At 28.9% G+C, this 16,233-nt stretch carries 16 protein-coding genes; 2 read left to right on the top strand and 14 right to left on the bottom strand.

Features of this window, described 5'->3' with window-relative positions; genetic code table 11:
* Window positions 1-160: 160 nt before the first annotated feature.
* The gene (ptsP, locus tag OW730_RS13745; RefSeq protein WP_271224628.1) at window positions 161-1,867 is read right to left on the bottom strand and encodes a phosphoenolpyruvate--protein phosphotransferase; all 1,707 of its coding nucleotides are present in this window, start codon (window positions 1,865-1,867) and stop codon (window positions 161-163) included.
* A 238-nt stretch (window positions 1,868-2,105) separates the two neighbouring features.
* Here ptsP and OW730_RS13740 point away from each other — a divergent pair, with 238 nt between their 5' ends.
* Entirely contained in the window at window positions 2,106-2,387 is a 282-nt protein-coding gene (locus OW730_RS13740; protein WP_271224627.1) for a hypothetical protein, read from the top strand.
* On the opposite strand, the gene OW730_RS13735 is transcribed toward OW730_RS13740, so the two are convergent.
* The 3 genes from OW730_RS13735 to OW730_RS13725 form a co-directional block, all read right to left on the bottom strand.
* A complete protein-coding gene (locus tag OW730_RS13735) occupies window positions 2,388-2,735 on the bottom strand; it encodes a 2TM domain-containing protein (RefSeq protein ID WP_271224626.1) in 348 nt (115 codons plus the stop codon).
* A 14-nt stretch (window positions 2,736-2,749) separates the two neighbouring features.
* Entirely contained in the window at window positions 2,750-4,117 is a 1,368-nt protein-coding gene (locus tag OW730_RS13730) for a hypothetical protein (RefSeq protein WP_271224625.1), read from the bottom strand.
* 115 nt (window positions 4,118-4,232) lie between these two features.
* Window positions 4,233-4,874, bottom strand: coding sequence for a lactate utilization protein (locus OW730_RS13725; RefSeq protein ID WP_271224624.1), 642 nt, complete (start codon window positions 4,872-4,874; stop codon window positions 4,233-4,235).
* A gap of 134 nt (window positions 4,875-5,008) precedes the next feature.
* Between OW730_RS13725 and OW730_RS13720 the strand changes: the two genes are divergently transcribed.
* Window positions 5,009-5,353: a phenylpyruvate tautomerase MIF-related protein gene (locus OW730_RS13720; protein WP_271224623.1), complete on the top strand. Its 345-nt coding sequence runs from the start codon at window positions 5,009-5,011 to the stop codon at window positions 5,351-5,353.
* A gap of 59 nt (window positions 5,354-5,412) precedes the next feature.
* Here the strand turns inward: OW730_RS13720 and OW730_RS13715 are convergent.
* From OW730_RS13715 to OW730_RS13670, 10 genes are all read right to left on the bottom strand, one after another.
* A protein-coding gene (locus OW730_RS13715) for an IS3 family transposase (protein ID WP_442945378.1) occupies window positions 5,413-6,749 on the bottom strand; the annotation gives its coding sequence in 2 pieces (ribosomal slippage) (window positions 5,413-6,368 and window positions 6,368-6,749; 1,338 coding nt in all).
* A 160-nt stretch (window positions 6,750-6,909) separates the two neighbouring features.
* A complete protein-coding gene (locus tag OW730_RS13710) occupies window positions 6,910-7,170 on the bottom strand; it encodes an HPr family phosphocarrier protein (RefSeq protein WP_271224621.1) in 261 nt (86 codons plus the stop codon).
* A 70-nt stretch (window positions 7,171-7,240) separates the two neighbouring features.
* Window positions 7,241-8,083 (bottom strand): BglG family transcription antiterminator, encoded by an 843-nt coding sequence (locus OW730_RS13705; protein WP_271224620.1) that lies wholly within the window; start codon window positions 8,081-8,083, stop codon window positions 7,241-7,243.
* 191 nt (window positions 8,084-8,274) lie between these two features.
* The gene (locus OW730_RS13700; protein WP_271224619.1) at window positions 8,275-8,856 is read right to left on the bottom strand and encodes a PTS sugar transporter subunit IIA; all 582 of its coding nucleotides are present in this window, start codon (window positions 8,854-8,856) and stop codon (window positions 8,275-8,277) included.
* Window positions 8,857-9,059: 203 nt separating this feature from the next.
* Window positions 9,060-10,235: a C40 family peptidase gene (locus OW730_RS13695; protein ID WP_271224618.1), complete on the bottom strand. Its 1,176-nt coding sequence runs from the start codon at window positions 10,233-10,235 to the stop codon at window positions 9,060-9,062.
* A 227-nt stretch (window positions 10,236-10,462) separates the two neighbouring features.
* Window positions 10,463-11,977 carry a glucose-specific PTS transporter subunit IIBC gene (gene ptsG / locus OW730_RS13690; RefSeq protein WP_333781215.1) on the bottom strand — a complete coding sequence of 505 codons (1,515 nt, stop codon included), beginning with the start codon at window positions 11,975-11,977 and terminating at the stop codon, window positions 10,463-10,465.
* Window positions 11,978-12,220: 243 nt separating this feature from the next.
* Complete coding sequence (locus OW730_RS13685; protein WP_271224617.1) at window positions 12,221-12,508, bottom strand: hypothetical protein; 288 nt, start codon at window positions 12,506-12,508, stop codon at window positions 12,221-12,223.
* 201 nt (window positions 12,509-12,709) lie between these two features.
* Complete coding sequence (locus tag OW730_RS13680; RefSeq protein ID WP_271224616.1) at window positions 12,710-12,988, bottom strand: peptidoglycan-binding domain-containing protein; 279 nt, start codon at window positions 12,986-12,988, stop codon at window positions 12,710-12,712.
* Between the two features lie 638 nt (window positions 12,989-13,626).
* Complete coding sequence (locus OW730_RS13675; protein WP_271224615.1) at window positions 13,627-14,214, bottom strand: metallophosphoesterase family protein; 588 nt, start codon at window positions 14,212-14,214, stop codon at window positions 13,627-13,629.
* Window positions 14,215-14,229: 15 nt separating this feature from the next.
* Entirely contained in the window at window positions 14,230-16,158 is a 1,929-nt protein-coding gene (locus OW730_RS13670) for a BMP family ABC transporter substrate-binding protein (RefSeq protein ID WP_271224614.1), read from the bottom strand.
* Between the last annotated feature and the right edge of the window lie 75 nt (window positions 16,159-16,233).

Raw genomic sequence — 16,233 nt, 5'->3', positions numbered from 1 at the left:
CTTTATTTTAATTTGTAAAATAAAATATTAATTTTCTTCTTATCCCAAATACATTTTTTTATTTTTTAAATACATTTTAAAACATAAATAAAAGTCTAGTAAATATATCCAAAAATATATTGCTAGACTTATTTTTTAGTTACTATTAAATTTTGTTAAACTATTTTAAAATTGCTTTTATTTCTTTTTCTATTTCTTCAGCAGAACCAATAGTAAGAATTTTATCACTAAACTCTTTCATTTCTTCAAAGCTTAAATTGTTAATTTGCTTTCTAGCTTTAAGAATAGAAATTGCACTCATACTAAATTCATCTAATCCAAACCCTAATAATATTGGAATCATTTTTGAATCTCCAGCAGCTTCACCACACATACCTACCCATTTTCCTTCTTTATGTGCATTATCAATAACTAACTTTATCAAACGAAGTACGGCCGGATTAAACATATTGTATAGATTATGAATTTTTTCATTCATTCTATCTACCGCAGTAGTATACTGAATTAAGTCGTTTGTTCCAATACTGAAGAAGTCTACATGCTTAGCTAATATATCAGATATTAAAGCAGCAGATGGAACTTCAATCATCATACCTATTTCAATGTTGTTATCAGTTTTAATTCCTTCATTATTTAATTCCTGTCGACATTCTTCAAGGATCTCTTTAGCACTTAAAAGTTCTTCTAAAGAAGATATCATAGGGAACATAATTCTTAATTTCCCATAAATACTTGCTCTTAATAATGCTCTTAATTGAGTTTTAAAAATATCAACTCTATCTAAACATAATCTTATAGCTCTATACCCAAGAAATGGATTCATTTCTTTCGGAAGCTTTAGATAATCTAATTCTTTATCTCCTCCAATGTCAAGAGTTCTTATAACAACAGGTTTCCCCTTCATTCCTTCAAGAACGCTCTTATATGCTATAAATTGCTCTTCCTCATTTGGAAAATTACTTCTATCCATATATAGAAATTCAGTTCTATATAGTCCGACACCTTCTCCATCATTTTTAATTACACCTTCAATGTCATTTGGAGTACCAATATTAGCTGCTAATTCAACATGTCTATTGTCTATTGTTTTTGTAGCAACTCCAACCATTTTCTTTAATTCTTCTTTCTCTTGTTCAAACTGAACTTTCATTTTTTTAAACTCTTCATATGTCTCAGCATCTGGATTAATTACAACTTCTCCAGTATCACCATTAAATACAATTACATCTCCATCTTTCACAGTTTCAGTAACATTCTTTAAACCAACAACTGCAGGTATTTCAAGAGTTCTTGCCATTATAGCACTATGAGAAGTTCTTCCTCCAATATTAGTTAGGAATCCAGTAACACTCTTCTTATCCATAACAGCAGTTTGTGATGGTGTAAGGTCATGAGATACTATTATATACTCACCATCTAAAAAAGATAAGTCTACTGATTTAATTCCTAAGATGTGCTTTAAAACTCTACCAGTAACATCTTTTATATCAGCAGCTCTTTCCTTCATATATTCATTATCCATACTTTCAAAGATAGTTATAAAATTATTAGCAACTTCATTTAATGCATAATCAGCATTTACCTTTTCATTTTCAATTTTATTTATAGTTGTACTTAGAAGTTCTGGATCTTCTAAAACCATTAAATGAGATTCGAAAATTTGAGCCTCTTCTTCTCCAATTTCATTTGATACTTTTTCTTTAATTTTATTTAATTCAACTTTTGATTTTTCAACAGATTCATTTAATTTTTGTATTTCATCTTTTACAGTAATATTATTGCTCTTTGAGATTTTAACTTCCTCTTCTTTTAATAATAAAGCTTTACCTATTGCTACACCTGGTGAAGCATTCGTTCCCTTAATCATTTTCATTATCCTTTCTTAATAACTTTATTATTATACGCAATAAATACTCACACATTACTATTTTAAAGCATAACAGTATTTTTTTCAAATCTATTTTAAAATATTTTTTGAAAAAAAATATATTTTAGAAATTAGGTTAATATACTTTATTAAAGAATATTTTTTCACTTCACCACTCTAACATATTACAGTTTATAGAAAATATTTTTAAACATTTATTTATGAAAGGAGATAGTATATGGACAAAAAAATCGATCTTAATAAGTATTTCAAATCTATGTTGCTAAAAAAACTTGGTGCATTACTTACATTTGTTGGTGTCGTATTATTATTTTTAAGCCATTGGTATGTTGCCTTACCTTTAATAATTATCGGAATTATTCTCATGATGTTTTTAAAATGTCCATACTGCAACACTCGAGTAACTGGCGGAATATTTTCTAAACCTCTGTATTGTAATAATTGCTGCCACCAATTACCAAAACGTAAGGACTCAGATAATAAAGAAGAAGAGAGATAACTATCTCTCTTCTTTTTCTTTAATTTTATTTGTGAATTGATAATTTTGATATTGTGTGTCTGATTTTTCTCTAATTTTTTTTAATTCTTCCATCTCTTTATCAATCTCTTTTTGATATCCATGACCATACTTAAGCTTTTGTAATGTGCTCTTGTAGTGGAATGCCAAGCCTAATCCCCATCCTAAAGCAGGCCACCTCACCCATAAGTAACCAGGAGAAGTCCATAGATTAATAATTAAGAGAAATCCCAAACATAAAATATATGCATTTCTATGACTTTTAAAACTCTTTTTTATTAATACTCTCTTTTTTGCTTCTCTCCTAAGTATTTCTTCTTCATTAAACATGCTTTCCCCCTTAATCACATTGAATTTTTTTGTAATTTTAACTTTATTTTACACTTTTCATTTATTGTATCATAATATTTAAATTTTGTTGATATGTTTTCAATATTTTCAAACTTTAGATAATCAATTTTATGAGTCAATGTTCCTCCTTTTCTCCTGATGATTATATGAACATCAGTTATCAAATCACCTTTACTATATGGAATTGATAGAAGAAGCTTATTAGTTGGTATAGTAAACCCCTTTCTATTGTCATCTCCAAATAAATTAATTTTAATTTTTTCCTCATTATTTACATTATTTTTTCCCCACACATAATTATTTACAATTTTATTATCACCAATGTAGATATCCAAATATATACTGTCTTTTTTTCCTCCAGTATAAATAATATCATCAAATTCTATTATATAATTGTAATTATTATTCTTAACATAATTATGACTAACATTTTTAAACATATCTTTAAACCCATTATTAAAAAAAACTACCGGATCCTCCCATGCATAAGAAGAAAAATACTTTTTACTCTCCTGATTTCCCCATAAAAAACGCGCCTTGTTTTTCCCATGAGTATCCCCATTTAAGATTCCAAAATTAATAAACATCTCTCTATTTCCATTAATAAAATCGTTCAGATTTTTTAGATAAATATCATTTAAGCTTAAAAGTTCATACTCAAATGATTGCTTAAAATTTCCAATTTGATTTTGCTTACCCTTTAGTATCATTGAATGAAAAAAGGAATTACTTTCTCTACTTGAAAAGTTATTTACAGGTACAAATATTACTCCATCTTTCTTAAGCCCTCTTGCGCTTTCCCCATTATAATTATATATAGCATGCCCACCAGAATCCACCCAGACTTTAGGTTTGTTTTTATGAAAAGATAATTCTTCTTTTTTATAATAATTCCACCATCCGTGTGATTGGGTTATCATTGCATTAAATACCCCTTTGTCAGAATTATTCTTCTTAATATTCAATATTATACTCTCAATATCATTTTCGTGTTTATCTATACTCCCTGCCTGATTTGCTTCATCTCGCGGATGGAATAATGAATAAATAATATAATAATCACTTTCAGTTTCCACAACAGAATAATATGTATATGCTTTATAATCATATCCTTTATTACTTTGATTTTTAATGGTCAAATTCTCCCAATTGTTGCAACCCTTCCAATCATTATCAAAATTTAATTTCATAGGAATATCTTCTAATCCTCTTTCTCCGTATGAAACTCCAACATCATGATATATTATTGGAGCCCAGTGATATGCTAATGAATGATAAAAATCCTCATATACCTTATTATCATCTCCATATACATTCGAATTGGATAACATGGCAATCACTGCAAATAATATAAAGCTCATTTTGACTAATTTAAACATATTCTCACCTCTCAATGTTATTATATTATTTCACTAAATAATAATATAATGCAAAAGGGGTTCTCCTTAGAGAACCCACAATTAATATTTACCAGAATCAATATCCTAAATTTTCGTCCATTATAAAAACATTTATCCTGTCTTTTTCAAGTTGATACTTCGTTAAAACATAACTACAACATATCCTATCATCACTGGAACATTCATGGCACCTTCCTGTAACTGTACAAGGAGTTTTCCTATTCAATCTTTTTGCATTAGCAGGTCCCGAAACTTCTCTATTTCTCATTATCGCCTCATCTACATCCCTAACAATTTTATTAGCACCAACGATAACAACAACTTTTTTAGGTCCATATGTAATAGCAGCTACCCTGTTACCTCTTCCATCAACATTAAAAAGATATCCCTCTTCAGTAATTGCATTACTACTTGTAAAGTAAATATCTGAATTGAAAGCCTCAAAGTAAATTCTTCTTATTTCTTCAGATGATAACCCATCTGTGTATCTATCTAAGAAATTCGCACTAGAATTTCTTAATAACTCAATAATTCCACATTGGAAAAGGGTCATTGAACCACCTACAGTTACTCTCATGTCCTGTTGCAACATACCATTAATTTTATTTAATAATTCTTCTTTTGTTTTAACAAATTCAGCATTCATATTATTTTCTTTAAGTTTTTCTATAGTTCTTTCAATTCTTTTATCATTAACAAACTTTAAATTCATATCCATATACTTACCTCCCTAACTAAAATTATATCATTTTTAGGTAATATTTTGAATTGTAACTTTTTTTCATGTTATAATGTATATTAACATTATCTTTACTTTAATAAATAAACTATTAATATTTTTAGGAGGTATCTATGCCATTTATAAATTCTAAACTTTCAATTTCACTTACTAAAGAAAAAGAAACACATATAAAACAAGAGTTAGGCAAACTAATAAGCCTTATACCTGGGAAAACAGAACAATGGCTTATGGTAGGTTTTGAAGATAACTATAACATATTTTTTGGTGGGGAGAAAAATCATAATATAGCCTTTGTAGAGGTGAAATTATATGGAAGCGCCCCTAAAAATAATAAAGATAGAATGGTAGAAGCTATTTGCAATTTATATGAAACCGAATTATCAATCCCAAAAGCTAATATCTTTGTAACTTTTCAAGAAATATCTGATTGGGGTTGGAATGGTAGATTGCTATAAAAAAATCACCCCTTAAAGTAATAAAATGTACCCTTTGTCAAGGACATTATAAAAAAAGACTATGCAGCAGCTTGAAGATGATTTCTGAATGATACAGGAGTCATCTTCTTTAAATTCCATTGATATCTGTAATTGTTATAGTAATCCATGTATTCATCTATTTCATCTTTAAGCTCGTCCAGAGCTGTGCATGATTTAATGTAAGCCTCATCCTTAAAATGTCCAAAGAATGATTCTTGAGGTGCATTATCCCAACAATTTCCTCGTCTAGACATTGATTGTCCTAATCCAAAACTTTTCACTAACTTTTGGAAATTGGGGCTAGTGTAATGTGCTCCTTGATCTGAATGGATAAAGGCATCAGGGGCAAGAGTAATATCTTTATTATTCAATAATTTATATATTGTATCAGTGGCGATATCTAGCGATAAGCTAGTGGCTACGTTATAAGCTAGTATCTCATTAGTAGAACCGTCTTTAATCGTAGATAGATATGCTCTTTTGTTATTACCATACGTTAGATAAGTTATATCTGTAAGCAGTACTTTTCCGGGGATATTTTGTTTAAACTCTCTATTCAATAAATTAGGGACAACTCTGTGCTCATGGGTGGCTTTCGCCATTCTTCTATAAGGATTAGCCTTCCTTATGGGGCAAACAATGTTGTATTTTCTCATTATTCTCCTTATACGCTTTAAATTATATACAATACCAAACTGACCGTCTAATGTCAGTTTAATTTGACGAGCACCTTTTTTACGATTCTTGAACTTGTATGCTTTTAAAATCAAGTCTTTTGCTACTTCATCACAAAGCTCTCGCTTATTTCTTGATTCCATGGCTGTTGCAGAAAAATAATTATAGTATCCTGACCTTGATACGCCCGATAGATTACATAAATAACTAATCATATTTTTCAAGTTATATTTTTTAACTGTATCTCTTATTATTATAAACTTGTCCTTAGGAAGTATTTTTATTTCTTTCGCGTCATCATCCTTTCCATCATATCGAGCTTTTTTAGAAGTTCGTTCTCAGCTTTCAGTAAATTATTTTGTGCTTGGAGTCGTGCATATTTCTCCTCTAAAGAAAGCTCTTTAGTTGTTGGCTTTCCTGAATTGTTTCTTCTTGTATCAGCTAAACCACATACACCATTATGTCTATAAGCAGCTCTCCACCTTTTACCAGATGATCTTACTCTTTCAATTCCTATGATATCTACATCAAATCCACATTCTTCGAATATTTCTCTAGGGAATTTTCCGTTCTGATTCTCAGCTATAAAGATTTTTTTGAATTCATCAGTATACGTAATTGCTTTATTAGTGACATTTTTTACGTATTTGTTTTGTGCCAAAGTTTCTATTTGTTCTTCTGTAAATATCTTTTTACTCATTTTTTATCCCCCGAATTCTCATTTATTTAATTATACATAAAAATACCCTATAAAGTAGACTTTTTTTATAGTGTCTACTCTATAGGGTACATTTTATAATTATATAGGTTTCTTTTTACCTATGTCTACTTTAATGGGTGATTTTCACTCTGCGTGCTTTTTATTCACCAAATTTATTTTCAAACAAATCACTTATTGCTGTAATCGCTGCATCCGCATCAGCACCTTCTGCAATAATTTTAACTTCATCATCTTTCTTTAATCCTAAACACATTACATTCATAATAGATTTAGCATTAGCTTTTGTACCTTTAGCCTCGATAAAAATCTCACTTCCAAATTTACTCGCTTCTTTTACTAATGCTCCTGCTGGTCTTGCATGTAATCCTGACTCATTTAACACTTTAACTATCTTCTCCATTTTAAAATCCTCCGTTATATAATATATTTACTTTTATACTTTACTAATGTATATTTTATTTCTAAAATTTTTATTTCTTTTTATTCCTTGTAGTTATTTTATAAATATGCATAGTAATAAATCCTACTTCATCTAATGGAATTTTCTTTTTTAAATAATTCTCCATTATTTTAGAAATTTCAAAGGCCACTTTAAATTCTATTGGATACTCTGACTTAATCTTTTTTAACAATGAATTCTCCAAGCTTTCATTGTATAAGACCCTATCCTTAACACCTCTTAGATGCATAATGAATCTTCTATAATCAAATGAATCCTTTTTTAATTCTATATTCATTCGTTTATTTAAAAAATCAATAATTTCACTCATCATTTTTGAATAACGCAGTGCTTCTTGTTTACTCTTATCAGTACGTCCACAATAAATATAAAATGTTAAAAATCCTATTTCATCCTTTGGAATATTAATATCTAAATTACTATTTAAAAAATCAACCATTTTTTCTGCAGCTGAATATTCTTCTGGATATAATGCTTTAGTTTCAAACATAAAAGGATTAATAATTTCAATACCTTCTCTAATTCTCTTTATAGCAAAGTTAATATGGTCAATTAATCCTACGTTAATATTAGAACTTAATTTCTCTCCAATTTCTTCTTCTACAATATTCATTAGACTTGGTATTACTTCAATAACCTTTGGATTTATTTTCATAAAGAATCTATCATAATCATTATTATCAAGACCTTTTATGGAAATAAACTTTTGCTCAATATTTTTCTCATCTTCAAGGTAATTACCTTTCTTTTTACCAAAACCAATTCCTTTTCCTACAAGAACATAATCACTTTTTTCACCAGATACTAAAACAACATTATTACTTAAGATTTTAATTATTTTATACCTTAACAAAACGTCCTCCAATGTTTATATTTTTCAGTTAAATAGATTATAAAACTATAAATCACTAATATAATACTTTTAAATTGTGTGAGTATTTAAGCATATATATTTTTGATTTTAATTTCGACTCTTTTTAATACTAACTAATTAATTTTCAACATTTTTATCATATTACTTTATTAAGCTATTTAGGTATGAGATTATTTGATAGTAACTATATTCTTTTCCTTTAATGTTATCTTCTTATTCGGAGTAATTTGAACACTCTCACCTTCTTTTAAATTAGTAAAAATTATTGGAGTTATTACTGATGGAACCTTTTCTTTTACAGTATTTAAATCTACACTAAGTAATTTATCACCAGCTTTAACTTTATCTCCTTGCTTAACATATGCTGTGAAACCTTCTCCATTTAAAGCTACTGTGTCAATTCCAAAATGGATTAAAACTTCTCTTCCATTATCTGAAACCAAACCTATAGCATGTTTAGTATGAAAAAGTGTTGCTACCGTTCCTGTAATAGGAGATACAACCTCTCCATTTACTGGCTCAATGGCAAATCCATCACCCATCATTTTTTGTGAGAACACAGCGTCAGGCACTGAACTTAATTCTAAAAGTTTACCTTCTAATGGGGAAATAAATTCTTCAATACTAGTTTTAGTTTCTTTTGAACTTATATTCATATCATCAGTGGTTTTTTTATTTGATGAATTTTCAACTGTTTCCCCTTGTTTTTTTCCAAAAATTCTGCTAAGTAAGCTAAAAATATTTTTGCTCATTGTGTACACTCCCTTGAATCCCTTATACGATCAATATAATCAATAAAAAGAAAAAGGCATGAGTAAAGAAAGTTCTAATGTTTTCACATTATACTTTTCTTTGCTCATGCCTGATCTAATCAGTAACACGCATTATATTTTTCGACAAGTTTCTTATAAAGTCATTTTATCAAATACTAAATAATATTTCAAGTTTTTTTTTATTAGTCTGGAAGAAATCTTCTTCCTTCTACATAATCACGTCTTGTCATTGGAGAAATTTTAATTACATCCCCTGTTCTAGGAGCATGTAAATAAGTATTATTCCCTGCATATATTCCAACATGATGGGGATCATATTTTGTTCCAAAGAATACCAAATCCCCTATCTTCAAATCTTTTCTTGCAACATATCTTCCATTAGGGTGTTTGATTTGTTGATAAGTAACTCTACCTGTGGTAATACCAAATTGTGCATAAACATATTGAGTTAACCCAGAACAGTCGAATCCTGAACTATAAGTTCCGTCATAAGGTCTTGTCCCGCCCCATAAATATGGATCACCTAAGAACTTTGAAGCTAAAGCAAGAATATTTTCTCCAGTGACATCTCCTACATTAATGGGTTTTTCCTGTGCCTTCCTTCTCAATTCTTCTAACTGTCTTTTAGCCTGTTGAATTTGTTTTTCTGTGTTAGTTTGTTCAATATTATAGGATCTTAATGTATCCTCATAATCAGCTTTTTTAGCTGCCACTTTATTCTTTAAAGTATTTTTATCTGCTATTGCAGCATCTATTTCTGCATTCTTTTTTTGATTTTCAGCCAATAGCAACTCAATATTTCTCTTGTTTGCTTCTAATTCTTTTCTATCACTTTCGATTTTTTCCATACCTTTAGTTATTTCATCAAATAATTTTTTATTATATTTACTTAACTTTCTTACTATAGAAACATTAGTAACAACTGCATCCCAACTTTTCGAGGAAAGTATCATTTCTACTTGACTGCTTATACCTTTTACATATAAAAACTTAGCTTGTTTAGCATATGTATTCTTTTTTTCCTCAAGTCTCTTTTCTTCCTCTTCCATTTCTTTTTCAAGTTGACTTATTTGTATTTCAAGTTTCATTATATTCTCTTTATTTTTCTCAATTTCCTCATTCATCTTCTCCTGTTGATAATCAAGTTTTTCAATTTCAATACTTAAATCCTCTAATTGAACTTCTATATCATTCATTAATCTATTTATTTCATCTTTATTACCTTTATTATTCTCTAAGGTTTTCTGCAGCCTATTAATTTTATTATTCAAATCTGCTTCGTTATCAGCAAATACATTGAAAGCGTTTAAGCAAATAACTATCAATAAAAAATATATTATCTTTTTATTATTTTTCACAATATCACCCCTCATCAGCTTGTACATTTTCATTATACCATGTATTCGCCTTTATGTTCATATTTCCCTTAGAATTCTCCATTTTTTTTATTAGTTTAAGTATGACAACTATTCTAGTTAATATAATTATATAACCTAAAAGAACCTAAAATAACCTATCGAAAACAAAAATTCTCGATAGGTTATGTATTTAATTTTATATGTTATTAAATATAATTGATTTAATATTATCTTTTCATTATATCTTTAATTTGACTCTTAAGTGTATCTGATTTAGGACCAAATATAGCTTGTAAGTTATCTCCAATTTCTACCACTCCAGCAGCACCAAGCTTTTTCAATTGAGCTTTATCTACTTTTGTAATATCATTTACAGTAACTCTTAACCTTGTTATACAAGCTTCTAATTTTGAAATATTCTCTTTTCCACCAAAAGCTTCTAGAACTTTAGCAGCTAATTCTTCACCTTCTACTGATTCACTCTTAACTTCCACTTCTTCATCTTCTTCACGTCCTGGAGTCATTAGATTCCATTTTCTTATTGCAAATCTGAATAAGAAATAATACACTACTGCGAATACTAGTCCAACTGGTATAACTAACCACCAAGACGTTCTATTTGGCATAACACCGAATAATAAATAGTCAATTACTCCACCTGAGAATGTCATACCTATCTTAACATTCAAGACATGCATTAACATAAATGAGAAACCTGCTAATACACAGTGAATTCCGTATAATACAGGAGCAACAAATAAGAATGTAAATTCAATCGGCTCTGTAATACCTGTTAAAAATGAAGTTAATGCTGCTGAAACTAATATACCCGCCACAATCTTCTTTTTATTTGATTTTGCTTCTTGATACATAGCAAGTGCAGCCGCTGGAAGACCAAACATCATAAAAGGGAACTTACCAGTCATAAATGTACCTGCAGTAAATTGAACTCCTTCTTTTAATTGTGCCATAAAGATATTAAAGTCTCCATTAAATACTTCGCCTGCTGCGTTTGTCCACTCTCCAAACTGGAACCAGAAAGGATTATAGAATATATGATGTAATCCAAAAGGAATTAAAGCTCTTTCAATAATACCAAAAATAAATGCTGATACTGTTTTGTTTGCATCAATCATACTCTGTGAAAATGCAGTTAGTCCACCTTGAATATAAGGCCAAATAAATGTCATAATTATTCCTGTTAAAATTGCAACAACCGCTGTCATTATTGGAACAAATCTCTTACCTTGGAAGAATCCTAAATATGATGGCAATTCTAATGTGTGATACTTTTTATAAACATGAGCAGCTATAACCCCCATGATGATTCCTCCAAAAACACCTGTTTGAAGGGTATTAATCCCCAACACAGAAGCATAAGCAGGATTAGATTTAACCATTTCAACAGTTACACCTGATAAAATACCCATAGTCTTATTCATAATTAAGAAACCAACAATTGCTGCTATACCTGCTACCCCTTCACCACCTGAAAGACCAACGGCAACTCCTACTGCAAATAATAATGGTAAGTTTGCAAAAATAACTCCCCCACAATCAGCCATAACTAAAGCTATTTTTTGAAACCAAACCGCTTCAAACATTGGTGCTGAAGCTAAGAACTGAGGATTTTGAAACATAGTACCTAAAGCAAGTAAAATACCCGCTGCAGGTAATAATGCTACTGGTAGCATTAAAGCTTTTCCAACTTGTTGTAAAACACCAAAGACCCTTTTACCCATTATAATTCTCCTTTACATTAAAAAGTTATTAAGTTTTAACCGTTGCAACAGTTAGATAAAATTAGATAAAATAAAAAGGCATGAGGAAGAAAATATGGAGATACACTTGTATCCACATAATTCCTTCGCTCATGCCTGATCGTATCAGTAACACGCATTATTTCGACAGTTTTTTATCTTAAATAAATTGTAACAGAACTTTTAAAGTATTTCAACTATTTTTTCGACAATTATTGCATATTTTTATCCAATATCAAAATTCAAAACATTATCACTACTGTCTTGTTCTAATATGAAAACCCTATCATCTTTTTCAATTTTAAGAAGAGTATCATTTATATGCTTTATAAAATACTCTCCATTTCCCTCTTCATTATCATTCTCTTTTTTAGAAATGTATCTAAGAAGATAAGTTATGGGTAATCCATTAATTAATCTTGAAGTATCACCAATTAATTCCAATAAACTAATAGGCGCTTCAAAATTTGAGATAATTTCTTCCACAAGTTCTTTATATGTAATTTTTTTCATTTTATGTTCCACTCCTTTAATTATATTCTTTCATATAGTATTTACATATATAACTATTATCTAAAAAAACTATTAAATACTCTTAACATAGTAATAATAAACGAACCTATTACTTTTTTCAAGAAAATTAATCTACTATAAGTATAAATCTAAAAAAAATTAAGGGAACTAAATTTTAACAACTTAATCCCCCACGGATTGTTAATTAAATAACATATTCCATGTAATTTCACCAACTATCCCATCAACTTTTATACAATTGTCATATTGGAACTTTCTTACTGCTTCTTGTGTTTCAATTCCGTACATTGAATCTATTTTACACTTATATCCTTTTTTATTTAGTACCTTTTGAACCTCTTGAACATCACTACCTTTCATTAACTTTTTTCCTTTTTTATAACTTAATTCTCTATAAAACTTTTTCCCTCTGTACAATAGTTCCATAGCCTCAAACTTTATTTTTGTTTTAAATCTCATTGAATACTCCTAAAGAAATAATTAATAATAATATAGATTATGTTTATATTGGATTTTTGATATAAATTTGCCACTCTAGTCACATATTTTCCAGCAGATATGTTATAATATACTTGTAATTACGAATGTTCAATCTATTCGGTGGTGATGAAAACATGGAAAAAATTGTTTGTAGAATTTGTAACAAAGAAATCAAAACTAAGAACAATACAATACTTGCTTTACTTTTTTTCGTTCCATCTTTATTTCATAAAGAGTGTTATATTAATTATCTCAATTGAAAAAAAAATAAAGGTTTAGGCGAACCTCTTAATTCAATGTTTCATTATGTAAAATGCTTGTTTTTAATTTTTGTTTCTTTAATACTAATATTTTTTTATTATAGCAAAGGTAATATAGACAATTGTTATGCCTTAGTATTTTTCATTTGCTTAATATGTCTATTTAGATTATATATCTATTTCTTTTTCTTAAGAAAAATTAATCAACTAGATGATAACAGCAATGATGAAAAATATTTTTAGTATTATATGTACATACTAATATATATAGTTATAACTTTAACTATAACTCTCCTCCTATAATTATATAAATGCACCTTTAAAGGCTAAATGTCACCTAGACATTTAGCCTTTTATTTATATATCAATAATATAATAATTGTACGCATTAATTATGGTTGTTTGCCCATAAGAAATTATCCTTTTATCATTTCCATAATTTAAATGTTGGTGGCCATGAAAGAAGAACTTTGGACTATATTTTTCAAGTAATTCATTGAATACCACAAAACCTTGATGGCATAAGTCATCTCCATCTCCAAGCCATCTTCCTGGTGAGTGTGTAACCAACACATCAAAACCTTTATTTTTCCAAAGTTTAAATTTTAACCTTTTAATTCTTTTAATCATTCCTTTTTGAGTATATTGAAAAGGTCCATCATTATATTTGTGAGAGCCTCCCACCCCTAGAAATCTTATGCCCTTATACATAACAATGGAATTATCAATGTTTGTACAACCTCCAGGAGGATTTTTTATATAATTCTTATCATGATTTCCAGGTACATAAAATAATGGTGCCCTTATCATTGTAGTTAAAAACTCTAAATAAGACTCTTTTAAATCTCCACATGAGATAATTAATTCAATATCCTTAAATCGTTCTCTATCAAAATAATCCCATATATATTTACTTTCAATATCTGATACCAAGAGTACTTTCACACTTTTCACCTTTTCCTAGTATTTCTTTGGAATATCACCAGTAACATTTTCAACAAACCAATCCATATATAACATCTTATTATAGCTAGCGTAATCCTTTTCTCCAATACGTAAAACCTTTTTATTATCATATATAGGGCCTTCAAATGTATGAATTTGATTATCTATCATTCCCTGTCTAACAAGTTTTATTGTTCGACCTACATGAAAGTTAATTCTGCTTTTATGATATTTTATATCTATAATACCCGAATCTATTCCCCACATAAAACTGACTCGTTTACTCTCAGTACTAAATATACCTTTCCAACTTCCATTTGTAATATTTCTTAAGACCTTTTCATAAAACTTTCCCCAATCCCACTTTATAGTACATAAGTATTCACCATAGGTATATTCTGATTTCTCATCACACTCTATAGGATAAAGAGCAATATTTCTTCCGCTCATTCCTCCTTCAGTAACTCCACGTTTCAATACAAGGTCAGCTCCTATATCCCCTAATTGCTTAATATCCTTCATTTTTTTATCAATATTTTCATAATCATCAGTCCATATGACATTTACTTTTGCTGAATCATTAACAGACTTAACTCCTAAAGCAAAAGCATTTATTCCAGTGATTGTAGCTGTTCGGTTATACTGTTCTATACAACCGATGACATTAGTTCTTGTCATTGCACCTGCAATCATACCTAATAAAAACATAGTTTCATGAGATCTCCCAAAATAAGTACTCATATTTCTAAATGCTTGAACAGGAGAACAACAGAAAAATTTGATGTGTTCATATTTTAGAGCTGCTCTCAATGTAGCTCGTAAGTTTTTTTGAGAAGTAGTAAAAATAATATCAAAACCTTTTTCTGCAATTTCTTTTATCTTCTCATAAGCTTCATTGTCATCAATAGGTATATTATCAAAATAACAAGTATTAATCTTATCACTTAATATATTCTGTGCAAAACGACGTCCCTTCTCATGAGTATACGCCCATGCAGAAGAATCAATATTTTTTTCATATAAAAAAGCTACATTTATTTTTTTAGTACTTGTAACAAGGTTAGTAATTGATGTAATCATATTACCTTTAAACACCTCGAAAGGTTCTGTCTGAATCTCAACCTTTGATACATCTTGAGCTAGCAACAATTCTTCAAAAAGCTTTTCCACTCTTCCTTTACGTTTAAACTTGAATTCATTAGATAAACCATAAATCCTAATATATTCTAAAATAGCATCTCCAGTGGTGATTTTTAATTTATCTCCACCTATCTCCTTATATGTAACCCTGAATGGTATATAAAACTTTTTATAAAAATGTTCATATTTATCTCTACCTTGAATTGGATCTGGTTTATACTCTTCAAGATAATTTAACAATTCTCTAAAGAAAATTCTTTTCTTAAACCAAATATCATAAATTCCTGTTTTATTAGAAAAGTCAAGAAACTCATAGTATAGTTTATTTTCTTTATCAGTTTCATCCTTCTTAGGAATCAATCTTGTAACATCGCCTTCAATGGAATGCCCATCAAAATACTTTAAAACACTTACCCTTTTATTTCCTTCCATAACATAGTACTTATTCATAAATTCATAAACTCTAATTGGATCCCTGATACCTTCTTCTAGATGGGATTTGCATAGGCTTTTCCACTTCTCAGCGAATTCAGTATTTTGTTCTTTTAATGGTAAGAACCCACTTGAAAAATCTCTACTTCTTGTATAATAATAAGTACCCACTATTTTTTTTATAGGAATGGACTTAATTCCTAATGGAACCTCAGCTACTATATCTTTATCTTTTATAATTCTATCTAAAGAAAGAAGAAATCCATCTTCCCCTTCACTTCTACGCCTTAATTGTTCATTCCTTGCCTTTTTCTTAGCGCTTTCATATTCATTATAGATGTTAGTATTTATATCCATAAACTGTTTAGCCATTACTAAAAAGCAGTGACTCTCCTTTCTTGATTTATACAATAAAATATACTATAAATCATTATTAATTTTTTATTA

The organism is Oceanirhabdus sp. W0125-5 (assembly GCF_027938815.1).
In the GTDB taxonomy this organism is placed as follows: Bacteria; Bacillota; Clostridia; order Clostridiales; family Clostridiaceae; genus Oceanirhabdus.
This window is presented reverse-complemented; position numbering and strand designations above follow the sequence as displayed.